Raw genomic sequence first — 17365 nt, forward strand, 5'->3', positions numbered from 1 at the left:
GTTGACCACCTTTCAGCGGTCCGGCGAGAACTTGCGCGCGTAGCTCTTTTCTCCGATCCAGTTCGATATGTATCTCGTGGTTTGGCGTTTCTCATGCCCTGAATACATCCCTTGTTGCGCATCGTTCCCTGCGCTTTTGCGATGCGAACGTAGTCAGAGAGGCCTTATGTTTTCCAAGCGATCCCTTCTGCTTGTAGTTGTTTTTCTCTTTTCTCTCGAATCTTTTTCTGCATTTGCGCAGAGTTCAGGGAGCGGGACCCTCAGCGGAACCATTACCGACAAGTCAGGTGCCGTTATCGCAGAGGCGGAAGTGAGTGTACGCCAAACTTCAACTGGCATCGAGCGCTCGACTAAAACGAACTCCGACGGCTTTTACTCTCTGCCCGCACTCCGTGCCGGTGAGTATGTCGTCACGGCAAGTGCGCCCGGTTTCCAGCGCATAGAGCAGCAAGGTGTCAATCTGCAATCGGATACGACACGCACGATCAACGTGCAATTGCCGGTGAATGGAACGACGCAGACGACCACTGTCACCGATGCCGCGCCGGCGATCGAAACCTCAGAAGGCTCACTCAATACGATCATCACAGGCACGCAGCTCTGTGAGCTCGCGTCCAATGGCCGTAACTTCACGCAATTCCTCTCGCTTGGCACGGGGGTCAGCAGCTCGCAGACGGGGCAACGGATGGGTGTAGGACAGGAGGGCAATCCGCTCACCTCCGTCAACGGTGGCCGCATCAACTCTAACGCCTTCACCTATGACGGCATCCTGGCAATGGATACCGGCGGCAATCGAGGACTCAACCTCTTTCCTCCGATGGAAGCGATACAGGAGATACAGGTCCATAAGAGCAACTACACGGCTGACATTGGCTCTTTCGGCTACAGCCAGGTGAACGTTGTGACGCGTTCTGGCGGTGAGAGATATCATGGCGACCTGTATGAAGTGTTTTCGAATGATGCGCTCAATGCGCGGAACTACTTCAATACTTCGAAGCCACCACTCCACGACAACAACTTTGGGTATGACTTCGGTGGCCGTCTTCTTCCCGGCGCTCAAGGGAAGCTCGCCCGCAACATCTTCTTTTTCTGGTCGCAGGCGTTTGACCGCCGATCCGGGCCAGAACTTACCAGCTTCACCTCCGCACCGCAAAGCACCTTCACCGCGATCACACCGACCGCAGCCCAGAGGGCTGGGAACTTCACTGGTTCCGCGCCGATTACCAATCCTGACACAGGAAAGCCCTACGCCGGCAACCAGATCACGAATATCGATCCCAACGCCGCACTCTTGCTGAACGCTTACTTTCCGTTGCCCAACAGCGCAAGCTCTTCAAACTACGTAATCAGCCCTAAGAGCCAGACACGGTGGCGCGAAGAGTTGGTACGTGTCGACGCGGTCTTGTCGCCCAGCGATACCATCACGGCACGCTATGCACACGACGGCTGGAGTCAGCAGCAGGCAATCCTGAAACCATCCAACCAGTCTTTCGCAACCATCGGTGGTTCGTTCGCGAAACCGGGACAGAATGGCGTATTGCAGTGGACCCATATCTTTTCGCCAACGCTGCTAAACCAGGCGACGATCGGCTACTCGCGCAACCAGATCACGCAGTCGCCGGATAGCAATGGCCAGCGCCCGGCAGGGCTTACGATCCCAAGCTTATACAACGCGAATATCTATAACCTGATACCCACAATTACGATCAGCGGATTTTCCTCCATCGGTGCACAGGGGCTGACCAACAATACAAACAACGTCTACACCTGGCGTGATGACTTGACGAAGCAACTGCATACTCACTCACTCAAAACGGGCTTCAATGTTCTTCGTATTCAGAAGTTCGATCGATTTCCCTACGGAGGTCAGGCAGGGGCATTCAGCTTCACCGGCTCTGCCACCGGCAATGCTCTGGCAGATTTCCTTACCGGCCACGCCTTCAGTTATGTCGAGCAGAGCAATGTACCCAACGTATATCTCTTCTCGAATATGTATGAGGCTTATTTGCAGGATGACTGGAAGGTCACTCGCAATCTGACGCTCAATCTGGGAGTACGCGATACGATTTTCCAGGGCGCGCCTAACGGCTACGACAAGTACGACCACATCTCCGGTTTCGTGCCCAGTCTCTATTCCGCGGCGAACGCACCAACCGTTACTGCAGCGGGAGCATTGGTCGCAAACACCGGCGATCCCCTCAATGGAATCATCACTCCCGCGAATAAGAAGGGGCTCGATCTTCCTCGCTCCCTCACGGGCGCGCGGAACAACATCGGTCCGCGTATCGGCTTTGCCTGGTCGCCCTTCGGTTCTTCCACAACTTCGATCCGGGGCGGTTACGGTCTGTTCTATCACTGGGACAACGACAATCATGAAAATCTGAGCGCGAATCCTCCGTTCGCGCAGTCCGCCACGATCTACAACACAACGCTTACGGGATTTGCTTCCGGTGCGCAGACCCTATTTCCTCCCACGCTGGCTGCGTTTGATACTCGCAAGCTCTATCCAACAGTTACGCAATACTCCCTGACAATCGAAAAGCAACTTCCTGGTTCGATCGTTCTCTCCGTAAGCTACGTGGGCAATACTGCGCGTCATCTGGATCAAACGCCCAATATCAACCAGGCTCAACCGAACGCCGCGGTTGCAGTAGGTGCCGTCAACGTCAACACCGTTCGGCCATACAAAGGTTATGCAGCGATCAACTACGATGTACGCTCTGCTTCGGCCAGTTATAACTCGCTCCAGATGGATGCCCGCCGCCGCTTCAAAAATGGATTTCTATTCGAAGCGGCGTACACATACTCACGGTCGTTGGGTTCACAGGTCGGACAAAACCAGTTCGTGAACGAGAAAGGCCCTACGGCCTACGATAGGCCCCAGAGCTTCACGATCAACTATGTGTATGACCTGCCGTTCTTCCGGGGCGGCCGCAGCCTTGCTGCCTATGCTCTTGGCGGTTGGGAGGTTAGCGGCGTATCCACGTTCCAAGGAGGAACGCCCGTCACTCTAACAATCTCTGCGGATCGCGCGGGAGTTGGAAATACGGGACAGAGACCCAACGTAACAGGACCGGTCACCTATCAGCACGGCAACATCAATAACTACTTTTCAACGACCAACTTCACCCAGCCGGCACCAGGGACCTTCGGTAACCTGGGACTCAATACGATTCGCCAGCCCGGTTTGAATAGCACGCAGTTCAACCTTTCCAAGAAAGCAACCTTCCGGCTCATCGGCGATACGCCTGTGACAGCGAAGTTCGAGGGAGAGTTTTTCAATCTCTTCAACCATCCGGCATTCAACGGGCTCGGGACAACGGTTGGTGCTGCGACATTCGGAAAGATTACCTCTGCGCTCGATCCTCGCAACATCGTCTTCAAGGCGAAGTTCTCTTTCTAAATAAACGCCCTCATCGATGAAAGGATTAGCCTAGTCCGCTACGGATGTGAGCTCAACTGTTAGGCGGTAAGACTTCAGCGGCCACGGGATTTCGTATGAGATCGGAAAATGATCAGAAGCGCTCTGACGGAATCGTGAGAGAGTGGCTTGCCCGTGGAAGGGAGGGCTGGTTCGTGAGCCTTGTGGATGTCCACTTCCTGAAGAATGAGAATATCTGCATTCATGTCTCCCAGGAAATCTATGATAGATCGGAGCTTCGAGCCACGATCAATGTTCCAATCGACCACGCGTATGGAACTGACCGGCCGGGATAGCAGGTCTCATAAACGGACTGGAGTGACCTCATCGCTCTGGCTCCGCCGAGGAGGAACTGGATGGGTGGTCGACGGATCGGATATTTGTCGCAAATGCGGAAGAAGGAACGTTACCTGATGAAGTTACGTTCGCGTACGCTGTAAGGATGAACCTCGACTTGATTCTTTCCGCTATCGATGACCAAATCAGCAAACTTCAGCAAGTTCGTGCCATGCTTACCGAGGTACAAGCAATACCGGCTAGCAAACGTGGTCCGGGAAGGCCTAAGAAGATTGCGAACTCTAAAACAGCCAAGGCGCGAGTTTTGAGCCCAGAAGCGCGAGCAAGGATTGCAGCGGCACAGAAAAAGCGGTGGGCAGCCGCTAGAAAGAATAAGTAATGTCTCAGGCGGCGGTAAAGGTGTGATCCCGGTTTCACAGCCGAATTCCGCGTTCGATTGGCACTTCGAATGAGGGATTGCCTACTAGAGCATTTCTCCTGTTGCTGGGTAGCCCGGAAGTGGAGTGCAGCGGCGTTTTCATTATGGAAAACGCCCATAGATAACGAATCCCTACACTACACCTACAGGAGAAATGCTCCAGCGCATTGGTTATCGCGAGGAGGTGAGGCGGAACACTCTGGAGGCGTGCGAGTCGAGGATGAAATTGATCTCGCTGGGCGGGGTGGGAATGTCCTGGTTGGTGACGAGGTCGGTGAGTTTGGGCGGGTGCTCGGTGAAGTGGGTGTCGCGGAGGGCGTCGAGCTCGCGCCATTCGAACTTGATAGGGGCGGATTCGGAGCCGAGGTTGAAAAGGGCGAGGTTGAAGGAGCCGTCGCGGTTCTTTGTGAACCAGACCTCCTGCGGCTTGTTGTGGAGTTGCTGGATGTCTAGCGGGGAGGCGGGGACGCCTGCCTGATTGATGGCGATGAGTTTTTTGTTGGTGATAATGGCGAGGTCGGCAGGGTCCATGTGAGTGAGGTCGGTGCCGAGGTAGAGCGGGGCGCAGGACATGGACCAGAGGGTGAACATGGTCTGGCGTTCGGCGGGGGTGATGCCGTCCTTATCACCGTTGCCGATCTCAAGGGAGTCGAGGTCATTCCAGCCGCCGGGCTTTGCGTAGGCGATCCAGGGGCGGACGTCTGCGAAGCGCTCGGAGACCTTCGCCCAGGTGGTGAGGTTTCCTTTGATAGCGGGATCGGTGGAGCGGCCGCAGGGGTAGCACTCGACGTCGTTCTCGATGCGCCAGCCGTTGGAGGTGGCTTGCCAGAGAGGGGCCTGGTCGATGGACATCCAGTTAGAGAGCTCAAGCCAGATGGGGCGATGGGTGGCGAGGATGGCAGCGTGCCAGACGCGGAGCTCTTCGCGGTTGTCGGCGGGAAGGTTGCCGCCGCCGGGACCGACGAAGTCGAGCTTGATGAAGTCGACCTTCCAGCGGGCGAACTGGCGAAGCATGGAGAAGATGTAAGCGCGCGCGCCGGGCTTGGTGAAGTCGATCTTGTAAGAGCCCTTGTGCGTGCTGCCGGGGAGCGTGGTGATGGTGATGTCTTTGATGTGTGCGGTAGTGCCTTCGATGGAGGGGTTGGCGTCGTAGAGCTTGGGGTCGATGCCTGGGTTCATATAAATGCCGAACAGCAGGCTCTTGCCGTGGAGGTACTGGCCGAAGCCGTCCATCCCTGAGGGGAACTTGGTGAGGTTAGTTTTGGGGATGCCGTGCTCGTCGTAGCCCTCGGCCCATCCGGCGTCGAGATTGATATAGCGATAGCCGTAGTCGGGGAGCTTGGCGGCTAAAAGCGCGTCGACCTGGGCCTTCACGGTTTCTTCGGAGACTCTGCCGCGGAGGAAGGACCAGCTGCTCCAGCCCATGTAGGGGCGTTCGGCGACCTTCGACTGCGATTTGGTTTGCGCGGAGGCCGAGAGGGACGCAAGGAGGACGATGGTCAGGAGTGAACGCATGTCCGGAATAATAGCGGCTTTTGGATATGAAAGAGAACGTTGATAAGTGAAAATTTAGGTTGCCCTTTTCGCTGCCGCCCAACGTTTCTTTTGGGCCGCGGCAATTTTGGCACGGGCCTCTGGACTCACGATACGTTTTTTCGCTGTTGCTTAGGAGAGGGCGTTCTGCCGGTCGGCGCCTTGACTGAGGTAAGCATGGCGCGTGCCTGTTCGAGCTTGCTGATCTGGTCATCGATTGCGGAGAGGATCAGTTGAATGTTCATTCCCAACAGCGTACTTGAAAAGTGCGCCGCTTTAGAGAACATGTTGCTGCACCAGATGGGTTCTATGAATCCTAGAACGTCCACGGATGGATTAATGGAATGCCTGCGGCTTTGAAGGGGGACGTGTTTCGTGTCGCTAGAGTGAATCCACGTTGCATAGCGATCGCCGCGAAAAGAGCGTGTCGTATGAGGGGGAAGAGAAGAGTCTTACCGGAGGGCCTGCACAGATTGCAGAGATCCAGCGGCTCTGCAAAAAGTACTCCACGGTTTAGCTTGGGTATCGCATTCAGAAATGCGGTCAGGCCGATTCCTGATGCACCAGTTCGCCTGCCAGCCATACATCATGGATAGCAATTTCACCTGTCCAGCGGAAACAAATGAGGTCCGCACGTACTCCTTCCTGGAGCAGTCCTCGTCCACAGGCAAAGCGTCCGGGATTCGCGGTAGCCATGGAGAGCACTTCGGAAAGTGAACGGCCCGTCATTCGGACAGCCTTGCCAATACAGTGGACAAGCGGGATTGCAGCGCCTGCCAGAGTCGTTGTTCCTTCCATTGAGAGCCGTCCACTGGGACTGAGCTCCACGCGGCCACCTATGGGCGCTGTGTAGATTCCTGGGGGCATGCCGGCAAGGGCCACGGTGTCAGAGACAAGCAAGGACCGCTCCAAACCTTTTGCGTGCACCATTGCTTTGAGCGTTTCGGCGGGCAAATGATGGCTATCGGCAATGAAGGACGCAGAAAGTCGATCGTCCGCAAGCTGGCTCCAGATAGGATTCGGATGCCGTGCAATTTGCTGGGGGATCCCATTTCCCAGATGCGTCGACAGGCGCGCACCGGCATCGACAGCGTTCTGAATCTGCTCAGGGGAGGCATGGGTATGGCCAATTGCTACGTGGACCCCTCGTGAAACGAGTGCGGAGATGTACTCATCTGACCGGTCAAAATGCGGTGAAAGAGTGACGAGCCCAACGAGCCCTCCGCTTGCCGCCTGCCAGCGCTCGAACTCAGCGAGTGATGGAGGACGAACAAACTCCCTGGAGTGTGCGCCTCTATATCCGTCGACCGGCGAGATATGGGGACCTTCGACATGAATAAACGGTATGCACGCGGCGGAACGCGAATCACGTTTGCGTGCGTCCGCGATTGCGCGTAGATTGCGAAGAATCGTGGCTTCAGGCGCAGTAATGATAGTTGGCGCAAAACAGGTGACGCCCGTAGCAAGCATCGCTTGTACCAGGTCGATAACAGTGTTTGGAATGACATCTTCGCCATTGACATCGAAACCTGCATAGCCATTTACCTGCAGATCAATCAAGCCTGCGGAAATCCAGAGGTCAGTGGTCTGCTCACACTCTTCAATGGAAGCAATTGTTCCATCTTCTATCAGCACTCGGATGCATTGACCGGTGCCGGGATCACGGCCGAGGATAGGTGTTCCGCTCAAAGCGTCTTCTCCCACGAAGTTTATCGATCAAGCCGGGCACTTGAATCGCGATCGAGATATACAGCGCAGCGCGGATGCGTTCGCAGCGCAGTCGCTGGGCATTCACCACTGATGGGATATTCAACCATAGCCTGAACAGCCGCGCTTTTATTCGATCCCGGAACGCAACAGAAGAGCCTCTGTCCACTTAGCAGCGTTGGCACCGTCAGCGAGACCGCTGTGCGGGGTACTTCATCGAGCGTTGCAAAGCAAGCGTCGTCCACTTGCTGTTGCCGGCAGACTTCGTCCAGCTCCACCACCTTCACTGCAAGTGGATCCTCTAGATCTGCAGGAGGGTCATTAAACGCAAGGTGTCCATTTGTCCCGACTCCGAGGAGAACAAAATCGACGGGGGCTTCGGCCAGCTTACGTGCGTATTCATGGCAGGCTGCCTCTGCGTCGTCTCCAGGCTCAATCAGATGGCAGGCGGCCAAAGGAACGTGGTTGAAAAAGGCTTCGCGCAACCAGTTGGCAAACCGCTGAGGAGCATTGGAGGGCAGCCCGATGTACTCGTCCATATGGAAGGCTGTGATGCGGTGCCAGTCGATACCTGGTTCGGCGATTAATGCAGACAACATCTCGCTCTGGCTGGGAGCGGCTGCCAGAACGATGCGAAGATGAGACTTCTTTTGAAGCCCGTCGCGAATCGCGGCTGCAATGTCGGCCGCCGCCTGCCGGCCCATCTCTGTGCGCGTGTTGGTAACGCGAATATCCATCAAGTTCCTCAGTGTAGTTGTATTCACGAAAGCAAGGTTCCCGGGTTATCGAAGTGGGCTATCGAAGTGGCAGGACGGTTTCCTCGACATCGGAGTCGAGGGTCATCAGCAAATTGTTAGAGTCTTCGCGTCGTTCAGGCGCTATAAAACCGAGCGCAAGGTAGGTGAGCAGCGCGGCAAACATTGGCGCTCCCACAGTGAAGGCATTCGCGAAGCGTGGACTTAGGGAGAGCCAGTTCTGCGGTGGAAACATTTTCAAAGCACCGAATGTCACGGCACCAGCAATCCAGCATCCGATTGCCGCGGCAGATCCGCTTCGGCGGAAGGGAAGCAATAGGCCGAGGAGAATCGGGATTGCAATCGGTCCACTCAAGGCACCATACCAAAGAATGACAATACCGACTACACCGCCAAAATGAGAGGCAAACAAGGCGAGCACCATGCTGAGTAAGAGGAACGAGAAGGTCACAATGCGACCCAGCAAAAGCTGCGGAGAGTCCTGCAACTTTGCTCGTTTGCCTCGGAGAACGGGAATGATATCTCGAACGATTACGGCTGACACTGCATTTGCATCGGATGACGTCATAGCCATGGTATGCGCAAATAGACCGGCAAGCACCAATCCAATCAGCCCAGAGGGAAGCAGCGTTTGGGTAAGCAGCCCGTAGGATTCCGAAGGATCCTGCAGGTGCGGAAAGATGAGCGGCGCTGCCCACATGGGAAAGAACAAAACCGGCGGCCATACCAGGTAAAGAAACGCTGAAAGCATCGCCGACCGTCGAGCATCAGCCGGCGTCGCTGAAGCAAGGAATCGCTGCGCCAGGCTCCAGGTTCCACCATTGTAGGAGAGCATGTTTACAAAGAAATATGTTGCTGCGAAGACGACCGTATACTCGCCGTGAAACGGCTTCACATGGTCCGGTGGCAACAGCTTCCACATGCGCCAAAGCGAGCTCACGCCGCCCAGCCTGATCATCACTGCCACCAGCATGGAGATGCCTGCGACCAGTTGAATCACGAATTGACTCAGGTCGGTAAGCGCGTCAGCCCAGAGGCCTCCCATTACGGAGTACACCACTGTGACACCGCCGGTCAGCAGGACTCCCCAGAGAAAAGGTACGCCGGCGAACACGTGCAGAAGGATTGCTGATGCACTCCACTTGGCGCCGACGTCAAAGACTTTCAGGAATGCGCCGCTCCATCCAAGCAGTTGCTGGGCCGGCAGGTTGTAGCGAATCTTCAGATATTCAAGGGGCGAGATAACGTTGAGACGCTGCCTCATGCGAGCCCACTTCGCCGGAAAGATTCCCATTCCCAGCAGCAAGGAGAGCGCAATAGATGAAGCCCACCAGAAGTAAACGGTGATGCCAGAGGTATAGGCCAGCGCAGCGTAGCCAACAAAGACCGCCGAGCTGTACCCGGACATGTGGTGCGAGATTCCGGAGAGCCACCACGGCATCGAGCCGCCGGCCGTGAAAAAATCGCTGGCATTCTTAACTTTTTTGCGGGCCCAATAACCAACAATGATCATCAGGGCGAAATAGGCTCCAAGAACCAGCCAAGCTAGAAAGCCCATAGGTTCGCTCTCACTTGCCGCATAGTGACATGTTCCCATTCAACCGGTTGCACGACAAGCGAGGTAACCGAATGGGAAAACCGATAGGGGCAGCCACACGATCGTGAAAGGCAGTCAGAGCAGCGCTGATTTGAGGATCGAAGACCGCTCGAAGCCACTCCTGGTTGCGTCCCGGTTCCGACGCGATATACGCCCGCAGTACCTGGATAAATAGAACCTCAGCCCGTCGAGTCGCGACGATCTCAGGCATTGGTCAACAACGTCACATCTCTCACTCTTGATGCCGTCGGCTTTTTTGTTCCTGGCGGAGGGACCGTAGGGTTGCTCTTTCAGACGGGATTAGGGGTCGCTTCCATTGCACACAGTGCGTTATCTGCGGATAGCTCTCGGACTGGTATGGTGGGTCTAACCGCATCTTTTGTTGGCCTACAGACCACCGCCGTTAGAGCCGCTTCCAGCTACGCACTACCGGGAACAGAGATCGGACTAGCAAAGACAATTGCGAAGTCGCTTCCAGGCGTGGGACAGATTGCAAATGGCATCGCCTTCGGTGCAGACCTCGTCACTGCTGTCAAAGACTACAACTCATGCGTTACTCAAATGGGATATTGATGCCGCAATTCCGAACTTTCTCGCTGACGTATTTCGTACTCCGGAAAAGGGTCAACTAGTTTTAGGATCCGGGCGAGTTCTTTCTTCAATCTCCTCTGTAGTAAAACGCTGAGTATGCAAGGGCAAGTCATCAAACTGAGAGCTTTGCATCCCCTTCGAGCATCCGCTGCTCCAGCTTCGGCGGCGTGCCTGGCTGCCACAGCTTCGCCCGATGCGATACACGGTAACGTAGCGGACCGCCGTCCGGGGTTGCTGCGCGCGCAATCGGTCGGACGATGCAGATGAATTCGGTGTCGATCACGTTAGGACCGGCACTGACCACTGCATAGCCGTGCCCGGCCATGTCGACGAATTCCAGGTGCGGCGCGACGTCGGGATTGGTCGCCGCCCGCGCCTTCGCTATGTCACCGCTCGCCGCATATTCGAGCGCAGCGCGCACGCCGCGCTTGATCGTCAGGTTGATTGTCGCTTCGGGCACGGCACCCGGCGCCTTGCGCACGAACAGTGGAAGCAGCGGGAAGTCCTTCATGTATTCGGCCGCTTCGGCGAGACCGGGGGCAGAGATCGAACCGGTGATGAAGCTCAGCCCGACCGGGTCGAATCGGGCTGGCGGCAATTTGGGAGCGGCATAGCCGGCCCAGAAGCTGTGGCGGTCGCCGGAGATGGTGACGAACCCCGCCAGCTTGTGGTCGCGGACGGTGTCATAGATTTCGGCACGTTCGCTGAATGCCCCGCTGAAATCGCCGCCGCCGAAGGTGCCGAAATCCTTGCCCGGCCACTTGTCCTTCACCAGCCCAGCGGGAAGATTCTGCGGATCGGTCCGCATGTCGAGCGTGCCGTTGGTCGCGCCCCAGATCTTCCAGGTCGCGGTCGACCGCGTCAGCCGCTCCTTGAGCCACGCTTTCTGCTTGGGGCCGAGCATGGTGTAGGCGGGCTCGTCTTTGCGGAAATTGGGCGCTCTCTTGTCGCCGATGGTGATCGTCGCGGGGGGATTGCCGCCAGCATAGTCCTTGCCCGCATCGATGATCTCCATCAACTCCTGCGGAACCACCGGAAAGCCGAAATCGAACACGTCCGTTTCGGGCCGATCCCCGGGATTCTGCATCGTGTAGCTATGGAAGTCGGTGAGGATCAGATCGACGTGCTTCCCGTAGCGCAACGCGCGATAGGCGGTCATGCTGCCGACGGCGGTGCTATTGTTAGCCTCGGTGCCGAACCCATGATCGTCGAACGTGCCGATCGGCGCGCTCGCCACTACCGGCGGGTTGAACTGGTCGAGCCCGGGGCCTGAGGCCTTGCGGACGCGCGACGGGATATATTCCCACCACGCCTGATTGGCGGCGACTCGCAGCGGCTGCGCGGGCTCGATCTTGCCGCCGTATTTAATGAAGCTTTGCCAGCCTTGCCACGAGAATTCGTGATTGTCGCCGATGCAGACGAACGGAAAATGCGCGCGGGCGTCCTGGATGTCGGGATCGTCAATATGTGCGCGATAGACATGACGGTAGCCGGCAAGGTTGGTCGGCACATGGAAATTACCCACTTTGCGGTCGTCAGGAATGCGGCCAAGATCATAGACCGTGCGCGAATAGCGGTGCGACACCTCGTCCGGATATTCGACGACTTCGTAGATGAAGTCGCCCAGATGGAGGACGAAGCCCAGCTTGCGGTCGGCGGGTGCGCGCTCGTCCTCCCAGATCATCCGGCGAAAAGCGTTCTGCGCGCCTTCGTTGACGCTGTTGCACGACACGAAGGCGAAGCGGACGGGGCGCGGGTCGCTGGCGCGCGGGGCGGTGATCGTACGCCCGACCCGGCTGCCGGCACCACTGTCGTCAGTGAAGCGGTACCAATAGGTCGTCGCCGGCAAAAGGCCGCCAACCAGCGCACGGCACGTCCAGTCGGCCGCCGCTAGTACCGGCGTGCGCGCCCTGGCAACGACGCTGCGGAAATCCGCATCTCGCGCCACTTCCACCGTCAGTGCATGCCGCTCGCCCTGGTCGAATGGCCGTCGAGTCCACAAGACTACGCTGTGATCGTCCGGATCGCCAGATGCGACTCCTTGGGGAAAAGACGCACGGTCCTCCCGCCATACGACTCGCGACGGCGCGGCAGCCAATCGCGTCGCCCACACGCCAATGATTCCTAGAGAAGCAGCGCTCGCCAGAAATTGCCGTCGATCCATCTCTCGCTCCCTATTGAGGGCTATAGTTTCATAACGCGCACTAGTTCGAAACCGACTCACCCTAGCAGTCACAAAAATCGCATGTAAAGCTATTCGTGACCAGGGTCCACTGCGGGGAAGTCAAGTACTAGCCGTGACGATTGCCCCCAAGATTGATTTTGGCGCTCTTCTCTCCGAAATTTCGGGCGGACTAAGGAATGCCTCCTGACAACCGTCCTGGGTTGCATTACTTTGGGGGTTTGGAAGACATCCAGGCCCCGATGGAGGGTGTTGCGTCCAAACGGAAACTCTTGTCCGGGCCACAGATTGCCTAAACGTGGCGAAAAGCTGCGGGAGCTTTTCGCCCATGCCACATTTGGGACTGTACCCATTTTTGTATCCAGATGGCTTCAAAAAGGTGGGCAAAACTGAACAATTGGGTACAGTTGAGCGGGTCGTCATGCCACATATAAGTGGCTTCTCTTGAGTAAGGTAAGGCAATAGCGACAAAGCCTGCCGTGGCTGGGAATCTAGCTGCTAACCGAAGGGTTGTAGGTTCGAGTCCTACCCGCGGAGCCATAAATCCCTAGACAACTAAGAATCTCTCTTCAGATGGCGAATCCGTCTGCTTGGTCAGTTGTGCCCAGGAACGTCCAGGCTCAACTCGGCGGCAACAAGCCGGCCGGCCGATAGGACGGGAAAGTATTTCGAATGGGGAAGCCGTGAACGACGACCGTGCGTTGATGCGGACGCTCTCGGAGAAAGTTCTGGCCTTCCGGAATCCCATCGTTGTATTGTTGTCCGGCCGATTCGCTGCGAACACCCAACGAATTAGCCGGTGGTACCGAAAGAGCGTTGCAGGATGCATCCGTTGTTGTCGTCCGACGTAATTGTCACGACGACTAGCACCCGATTTGGTATCAGCCGTCAGCGTCTCGCAGTCCTGTCTTCAGTCCTTGGCGGAGGATGGCAAGGGGTCCCATCCCCACCACGGTTGGCTTTACCGGTAATGTGACGATCGATATGTCCTTCGGCGGCTATGGCTCATACATGGTGCTTAGAGAACTTCGGGCAGTGGTAACTATCATTTTCGGAGGTTATGGGATGAACGCTAGGATAAGTATGTTTGGACGTATAAGTCTTGTCAGGCTGAGCTTCTTTGCGTGTGTATGCTTCCTGATATTTCTGAGCCGAGGCGCAGGCGCGCAAGTGGACCAAGGTTCGATCACCGGCATCGTCTCGGATCCATCCGGCGCTGTTATCCCTAATGCACACGTTATCCTTCGGAATATTGATATTGGCTTAACTCTGGAAACTGTAGCGAGTACCAGTGGGCAGTACACTTTTTCACCAGTCAGGATCGGCCACTATTCCATTACGGCCTCATCACAAGGATTTTCGTCAACAACACAGGAAAACCTGCAGGTGAATGTGCAAGAGCGCCTGCAGGTTAACATTCAGCTACAACTTGGCTCTGCTACAGAAACTGTCACCGTCACTGGAATTCCACCGCAGCTACAGACGACGGAGGCATCGGTCGGTCAGGTTATTAATAGTGCGACACTGAACAATCTGCCATTGAATGGCCGCAATTTCACGTTCCTGGCTCAGCTGTCCGCCGGAGTTAACACGCCGCAGGCTGATACGCGTGGCAATGCGGCATCGGGTGCGTTTTCTGCAAACGGCTTGCGCCCGGCGCAGAACAACTACCTGCTCGACGGCATCGATAACAACTCAAATGCGGTTGATTTTCTGAACGGCACGAATTTCGTCATTCTTCCCCCCCTGGACGCGATCCAGGAGTTCAAGGTTCAGACAGCTCAGTTCAGCGCTGAACAGGGGCGCTCCGCAGGAGCAGTGCTGAATGCGACGATCAAATCCGGAACCAACAGCATCCATGGCGCAGTTTGGGAGTTCTTTCGGAACGACAAGCTGGATGCAGCTGACTGGTTTGAGAATTACAACCGTGTTCAGAAGGGAAAGCTGCGCTGGAACCAGTTTGGAGCTTCTATTGGCGGCCCTGTAATCAAGAACAAGCTGTTCTATTTCGGCGATTATCAGGGATTCCGTCGTGTCCAAGGCACGGTGTTGCCTGGTACAGTGCCAACACTCACTGAGCGTAACAGCAATTTCACAGATCTTTCCGATCTCATTACTGGTCAAAATGGCACACCCCATACTGATGCGCTTGGTCGATCTATTCCTTTTGGAACGGTTCTCGATCCAGCGACGACACGAGCGGTCACTGCGGGGGCCGTGGACCCAGTGTCCGGTATTAGGGCTACACAGACTGGCTTTGCACGCGATCCATTTGGTACGTGTGGACCAGGAACAACGAGTTTTACGGTTAGCGGCTGCAACTTGAATCACTTGCCCGCAAATCGTATTGATTCCAATGCGGTAAAAATTCTGCAACTGTACCCCGCGCCGACAACCAGCTCGTTTACTACGAATTTCACAACAAGCCCCAAGCTGTATGAGCACAGCAACGCCTTTGATGTGCGCGGTGACTACGCTATGAGCGACAAGAATCAGATGTTCGTGCGCTTCAGCTACCTGGATGACCCGCAGTTCCTCCCTGCAATCTTCGGCGGTATTGCTGATGGCGGAAGCTTCGCGCAAGGCCTTCAGAATGCAAAATCCAATCAGTCCGTCGCGGCCTGGACTCATGTGTTTTCTCCAAGCACCGTCAATGTAGGCCGGGTCGGTTTCAACCATCTGCATACGACGCGTTATGGTCCACAAGGAAATAACATGGGAATCCCAGCGCAATACGGATTCCAGGGAATTCCCCAGGTAGCCCTGAACGGTGGTTTGCCCCAGATGGTGATCAGCGGTTTACAGAATCTGGGCAGCAACAACTATCTACCGTCGGACGAGGTCAGCCAGACCCTTCAGTTGACGGATGATTTCACGAAGATTCATGGGGCGCATAGCCTGAAGGCAGGCGTTGAGTTCCAGAAGATTCACTTCAATACCTTGCAACCTCCATTTCCGCGTGGTGAATTTGATTTCAATGGGAATTATGCAGGTGTTCCAGGACAGGCCGGAGATCAAACCGGCCGTGCGCAGATGCTGCTGACCCCGATTGCAACCACTGTTCCAAATGGCATTAGTTATGTTGGTGGTGCGAATCAGGTTCTAGCGACCAATATCAGCAAGACCTACGACCTCAGGCATTATCTTGCGGTCTACTTTCAGGATGACTGGAAGGTCAATTCTCAATTGACGTTGAATCTTGGCCTGCGCTGGGATTATTTCAGCCCAATCTCTGAGGCGAACGGTGCTCAGGCGAACTTCATCCAGAATGGGCCACCGTTTAACGCTCCGACATTTCTGATACCGGCTAGCGGAAAGGCCAACCGAGYGCTCTCTACAACCTTCCAGGCTCTGCTTCAGCAAGACGGCATTGCGCTTCAAGTGACGGACAAATACGGGCAAGGTCTATTACAGACTCAGAAGAGCAACATCGCTCCACGGTTTGGATTTGCCTATCAGGCATCGCCGAAGTTTGTAGTTCGTGGTGGGGCGGGCTTGTTCTTCAATTCTTTTGAGAATCAGGGCTATGGTCCTAACATTGGATTGAACTACCCCTTCATCTACAGCTTTACATTCACCGGCACAACCGATTCAGCTGCATTCAGCTCTGGGTCGAATCCTTACGGCACATGTGCGACCGCCGGGCCGGGAGGAAGTGCGACGATTGGATCGGGTCTCACCTGTGCTCAGTTCACTCCTCTGGCGGTGAACGGAAAGGGGCTTGGTCTGCAGGGCCTACAGTTCAACTACAAGACGCCCCGCACGTTGAGCGCAAACCTCACCCTGCAGTACGCCATTACGCATAACATATCGGCACAAGCTGCTTATGTCCTCACGGACGGAAGCTCACTGCAAGCTGGTATTGGTAACAACAGAGTCTCCCAGATATTGCCTGCAAACATCAGCACAACGCCCTATCGGCCATTCCCAGACTTCGCCGAAGGTGGAAGTTATCAACGTACGATCGGCCGGAGTGTTTATAACGGCCTTCAGACAAAGTTGGAGAGGCAATCCGCAAATGGTGTGGGCTTCCTGGTTACATATACCTTTGCAAAGACTCTTTCCGACGCCGGTGACTTGTTGAATGGTGGTAGTGTCAGCGGATACCGTGCACCCTGGGTTCCGGGGTTCGGACCGCACTTCGACTGGGGACAGGCAGCATTTGATATACGACAGGTCGTCCACCTGAGTGGCAGCTATGAGTTGCCATTTGGTAAGGGAAAAATGCTCCTTACTAATTCTGGAAAAATGACAAACGCTGTGCTTGGCGGTTGGGCGGTCAACGGCATAGCTACGCTTCAAGGCGGACAACCTATCACGTTGACGTGCCCGTCCGCGACAACCTCCGGCACAAGCTGCAGAGTGCTGCAGGTTGCCGGACAGGACCAGAAGCTTGGACTGCATCGGGATTCGAAAGGCGCGCTCGCCTGGTTTGGTAACCCTGCGGCGTTCAATCAGCCTTGTGTATTAGGATCGAATCCACCTGCCCCTTCTGGCTGTGTGCAGCTTCCAGCGAACAGTAACCTCATTCTTGGCGGCCCGGGCTCGACGAGCACACATGGACCCGGCTTCCATCGGTTCGATTTTTCCGCCTTCAAGAACTTCCCGATCCGTGAGGCCATTTCACTTCAGTTCCGGGCAGAGTTCTTCAATATCCTCAACCACCCGAACTTCAATTCTCCGAACTTCGGAGGCAACGGCGTCGTTGCGATTGGAAACTCGGGCAACTTCTTAAGCTCTACATTTGGAGAGATCGGATCGACGCGCGATGCTCCATTTGATCCGAGGCAGATCCAGTTCGCTTTGAAGCTTTACTACTAAGCTGATGAAGGCACCGTGTAGATTACACGGTGCCTTCGCTAGC

10 protein-coding genes are annotated in these 17365 nt (G+C 55.8%); 3 read left to right on the plus strand and 7 right to left on the minus strand.

The genetic code is table 11. The annotated features are described in order from the left end of the window. Nucleotides 1–166: 166 nt before the first annotated feature. Entirely contained in the window at nucleotides 167–3403 is a 3237-nt protein-coding gene (locus AB4Y89_RS03580) for a carboxypeptidase regulatory-like domain-containing protein (RefSeq protein WP_442299522.1), read from the plus strand. Nucleotides 3404–4307: 904 nt separating this feature from the next. Here the strand turns inward: AB4Y89_RS03580 and AB4Y89_RS03585 are convergent. The 6 genes from AB4Y89_RS03585 to AB4Y89_RS03610 form a co-directional block, all read right to left on the minus strand. Continuing rightward, nucleotides 4308–5651, minus strand: coding sequence for a glycoside hydrolase family 27 protein (locus AB4Y89_RS03585; RefSeq protein ID WP_442299523.1), 1344 nt, complete (start codon nucleotides 5649–5651; stop codon nucleotides 4308–4310). Between the two features lie 125 nt (nucleotides 5652–5776). Continuing rightward, the gene (locus AB4Y89_RS03590; protein WP_442299524.1) at nucleotides 5777–5914 is read right to left on the minus strand and encodes a hypothetical protein; all 138 of its coding nucleotides are present in this window, start codon (nucleotides 5912–5914) and stop codon (nucleotides 5777–5779) included. Between the two features lie 298 nt (nucleotides 5915–6212). Beyond that, complete coding sequence (locus AB4Y89_RS03595) at nucleotides 6213–7358, minus strand: N-acetylglucosamine-6-phosphate deacetylase (RefSeq protein ID WP_442299525.1); 1146 nt, start codon at nucleotides 7356–7358, stop codon at nucleotides 6213–6215. A 20-nt stretch (nucleotides 7359–7378) separates the two neighbouring features. Continuing rightward, complete coding sequence (locus tag AB4Y89_RS03600) at nucleotides 7379–8113, minus strand: glucosamine-6-phosphate deaminase (RefSeq protein ID WP_442299526.1); 735 nt, start codon at nucleotides 8111–8113, stop codon at nucleotides 7379–7381. 58 nt (nucleotides 8114–8171) lie between these two features. Then, complete coding sequence (locus tag AB4Y89_RS03605) at nucleotides 8172–9689, minus strand: sodium:solute symporter family protein (protein ID WP_442299527.1); 1518 nt, start codon at nucleotides 9687–9689, stop codon at nucleotides 8172–8174. A gap of 10 nt (nucleotides 9690–9699) precedes the next feature. Further along, the gene (locus AB4Y89_RS03610; RefSeq protein WP_442299528.1) at nucleotides 9700–9939 is read right to left on the minus strand and encodes a hypothetical protein; all 240 of its coding nucleotides are present in this window, start codon (nucleotides 9937–9939) and stop codon (nucleotides 9700–9702) included. 146 nt (nucleotides 9940–10085) lie between these two features. On the opposite strand from AB4Y89_RS03610, the gene AB4Y89_RS03615 reads away from it, so the two are divergent. Then, nucleotides 10086–10301: a hypothetical protein gene (locus AB4Y89_RS03615; protein WP_442299529.1), complete on the plus strand. Its 216-nt coding sequence runs from the start codon at nucleotides 10086–10088 to the stop codon at nucleotides 10299–10301. A 130-nt stretch (nucleotides 10302–10431) separates the two neighbouring features. On the opposite strand, the gene AB4Y89_RS03620 is transcribed toward AB4Y89_RS03615, so the two are convergent. Then, nucleotides 10432–12483 carry an alkaline phosphatase D family protein gene (locus tag AB4Y89_RS03620; protein ID WP_442299530.1) on the minus strand — a complete coding sequence of 684 codons (2052 nt, stop codon included), beginning with the start codon at nucleotides 12481–12483 and terminating at the stop codon, nucleotides 10432–10434. 1101 nt (nucleotides 12484–13584) lie between these two features. Here AB4Y89_RS03620 and AB4Y89_RS03625 point away from each other — a divergent pair. Next, complete coding sequence (locus tag AB4Y89_RS03625; RefSeq protein ID WP_442299531.1) at nucleotides 13585–17322, plus strand: carboxypeptidase regulatory-like domain-containing protein; 3738 nt, start codon at nucleotides 13585–13587, stop codon at nucleotides 17320–17322. Nucleotides 17323–17365: the final 43 nt, after the last annotated feature.

Source organism: Terriglobus sp. 2YAB30_2, from assembly GCF_052114765.1.
Classification (GTDB): Bacteria; Acidobacteriota; Terriglobia; order Terriglobales; family Acidobacteriaceae; genus Terriglobus.

Bases quoted from the DNA above. Each gene is read 5' to 3' on its own strand.
- AB4Y89_RS03600 (WP_442299526.1), bottom strand. From the start codon at position 8,113: ATGGATATTCGCGTTACCAACACGCGCACAGAGATGGGCCGGCAGGCG.
- AB4Y89_RS03615 (WP_442299529.1), top strand. From the start codon at position 10,086: ATGGTGGGTCTAACCGCATCTTTTGTTGGCCTACAGACCACCGCCGTT.
- AB4Y89_RS03585 (WP_442299523.1), bottom strand. From the start codon at position 5,651: ATGCGTTCACTCCTGACCATCGTCCTCCTTGCGTCCCTCTCGGCCTCC.
- AB4Y89_RS03580 (WP_442299522.1), top strand. From the start codon at position 167: ATGTTTTCCAAGCGATCCCTTCTGCTTGTAGTTGTTTTTCTCTTTTCT.
- AB4Y89_RS03590 (WP_442299524.1), bottom strand. From the start codon at position 5,914: ATGAACATTCAACTGATCCTCTCCGCAATCGATGACCAGATCAGCAAG.
- AB4Y89_RS03620 (WP_442299530.1), bottom strand. From the start codon at position 12,483: ATGGATCGACGGCAATTTCTGGCGAGCGCTGCTTCTCTAGGAATCATT.
- AB4Y89_RS03605 (WP_442299527.1), bottom strand. From the start codon at position 9,689: ATGGGCTTTCTAGCTTGGCTGGTTCTTGGAGCCTATTTCGCCCTGATG.
- AB4Y89_RS03610 (WP_442299528.1), bottom strand. From the start codon at position 9,939: ATGCCTGAGATCGTCGCGACTCGACGGGCTGAGGTTCTATTTATCCAG.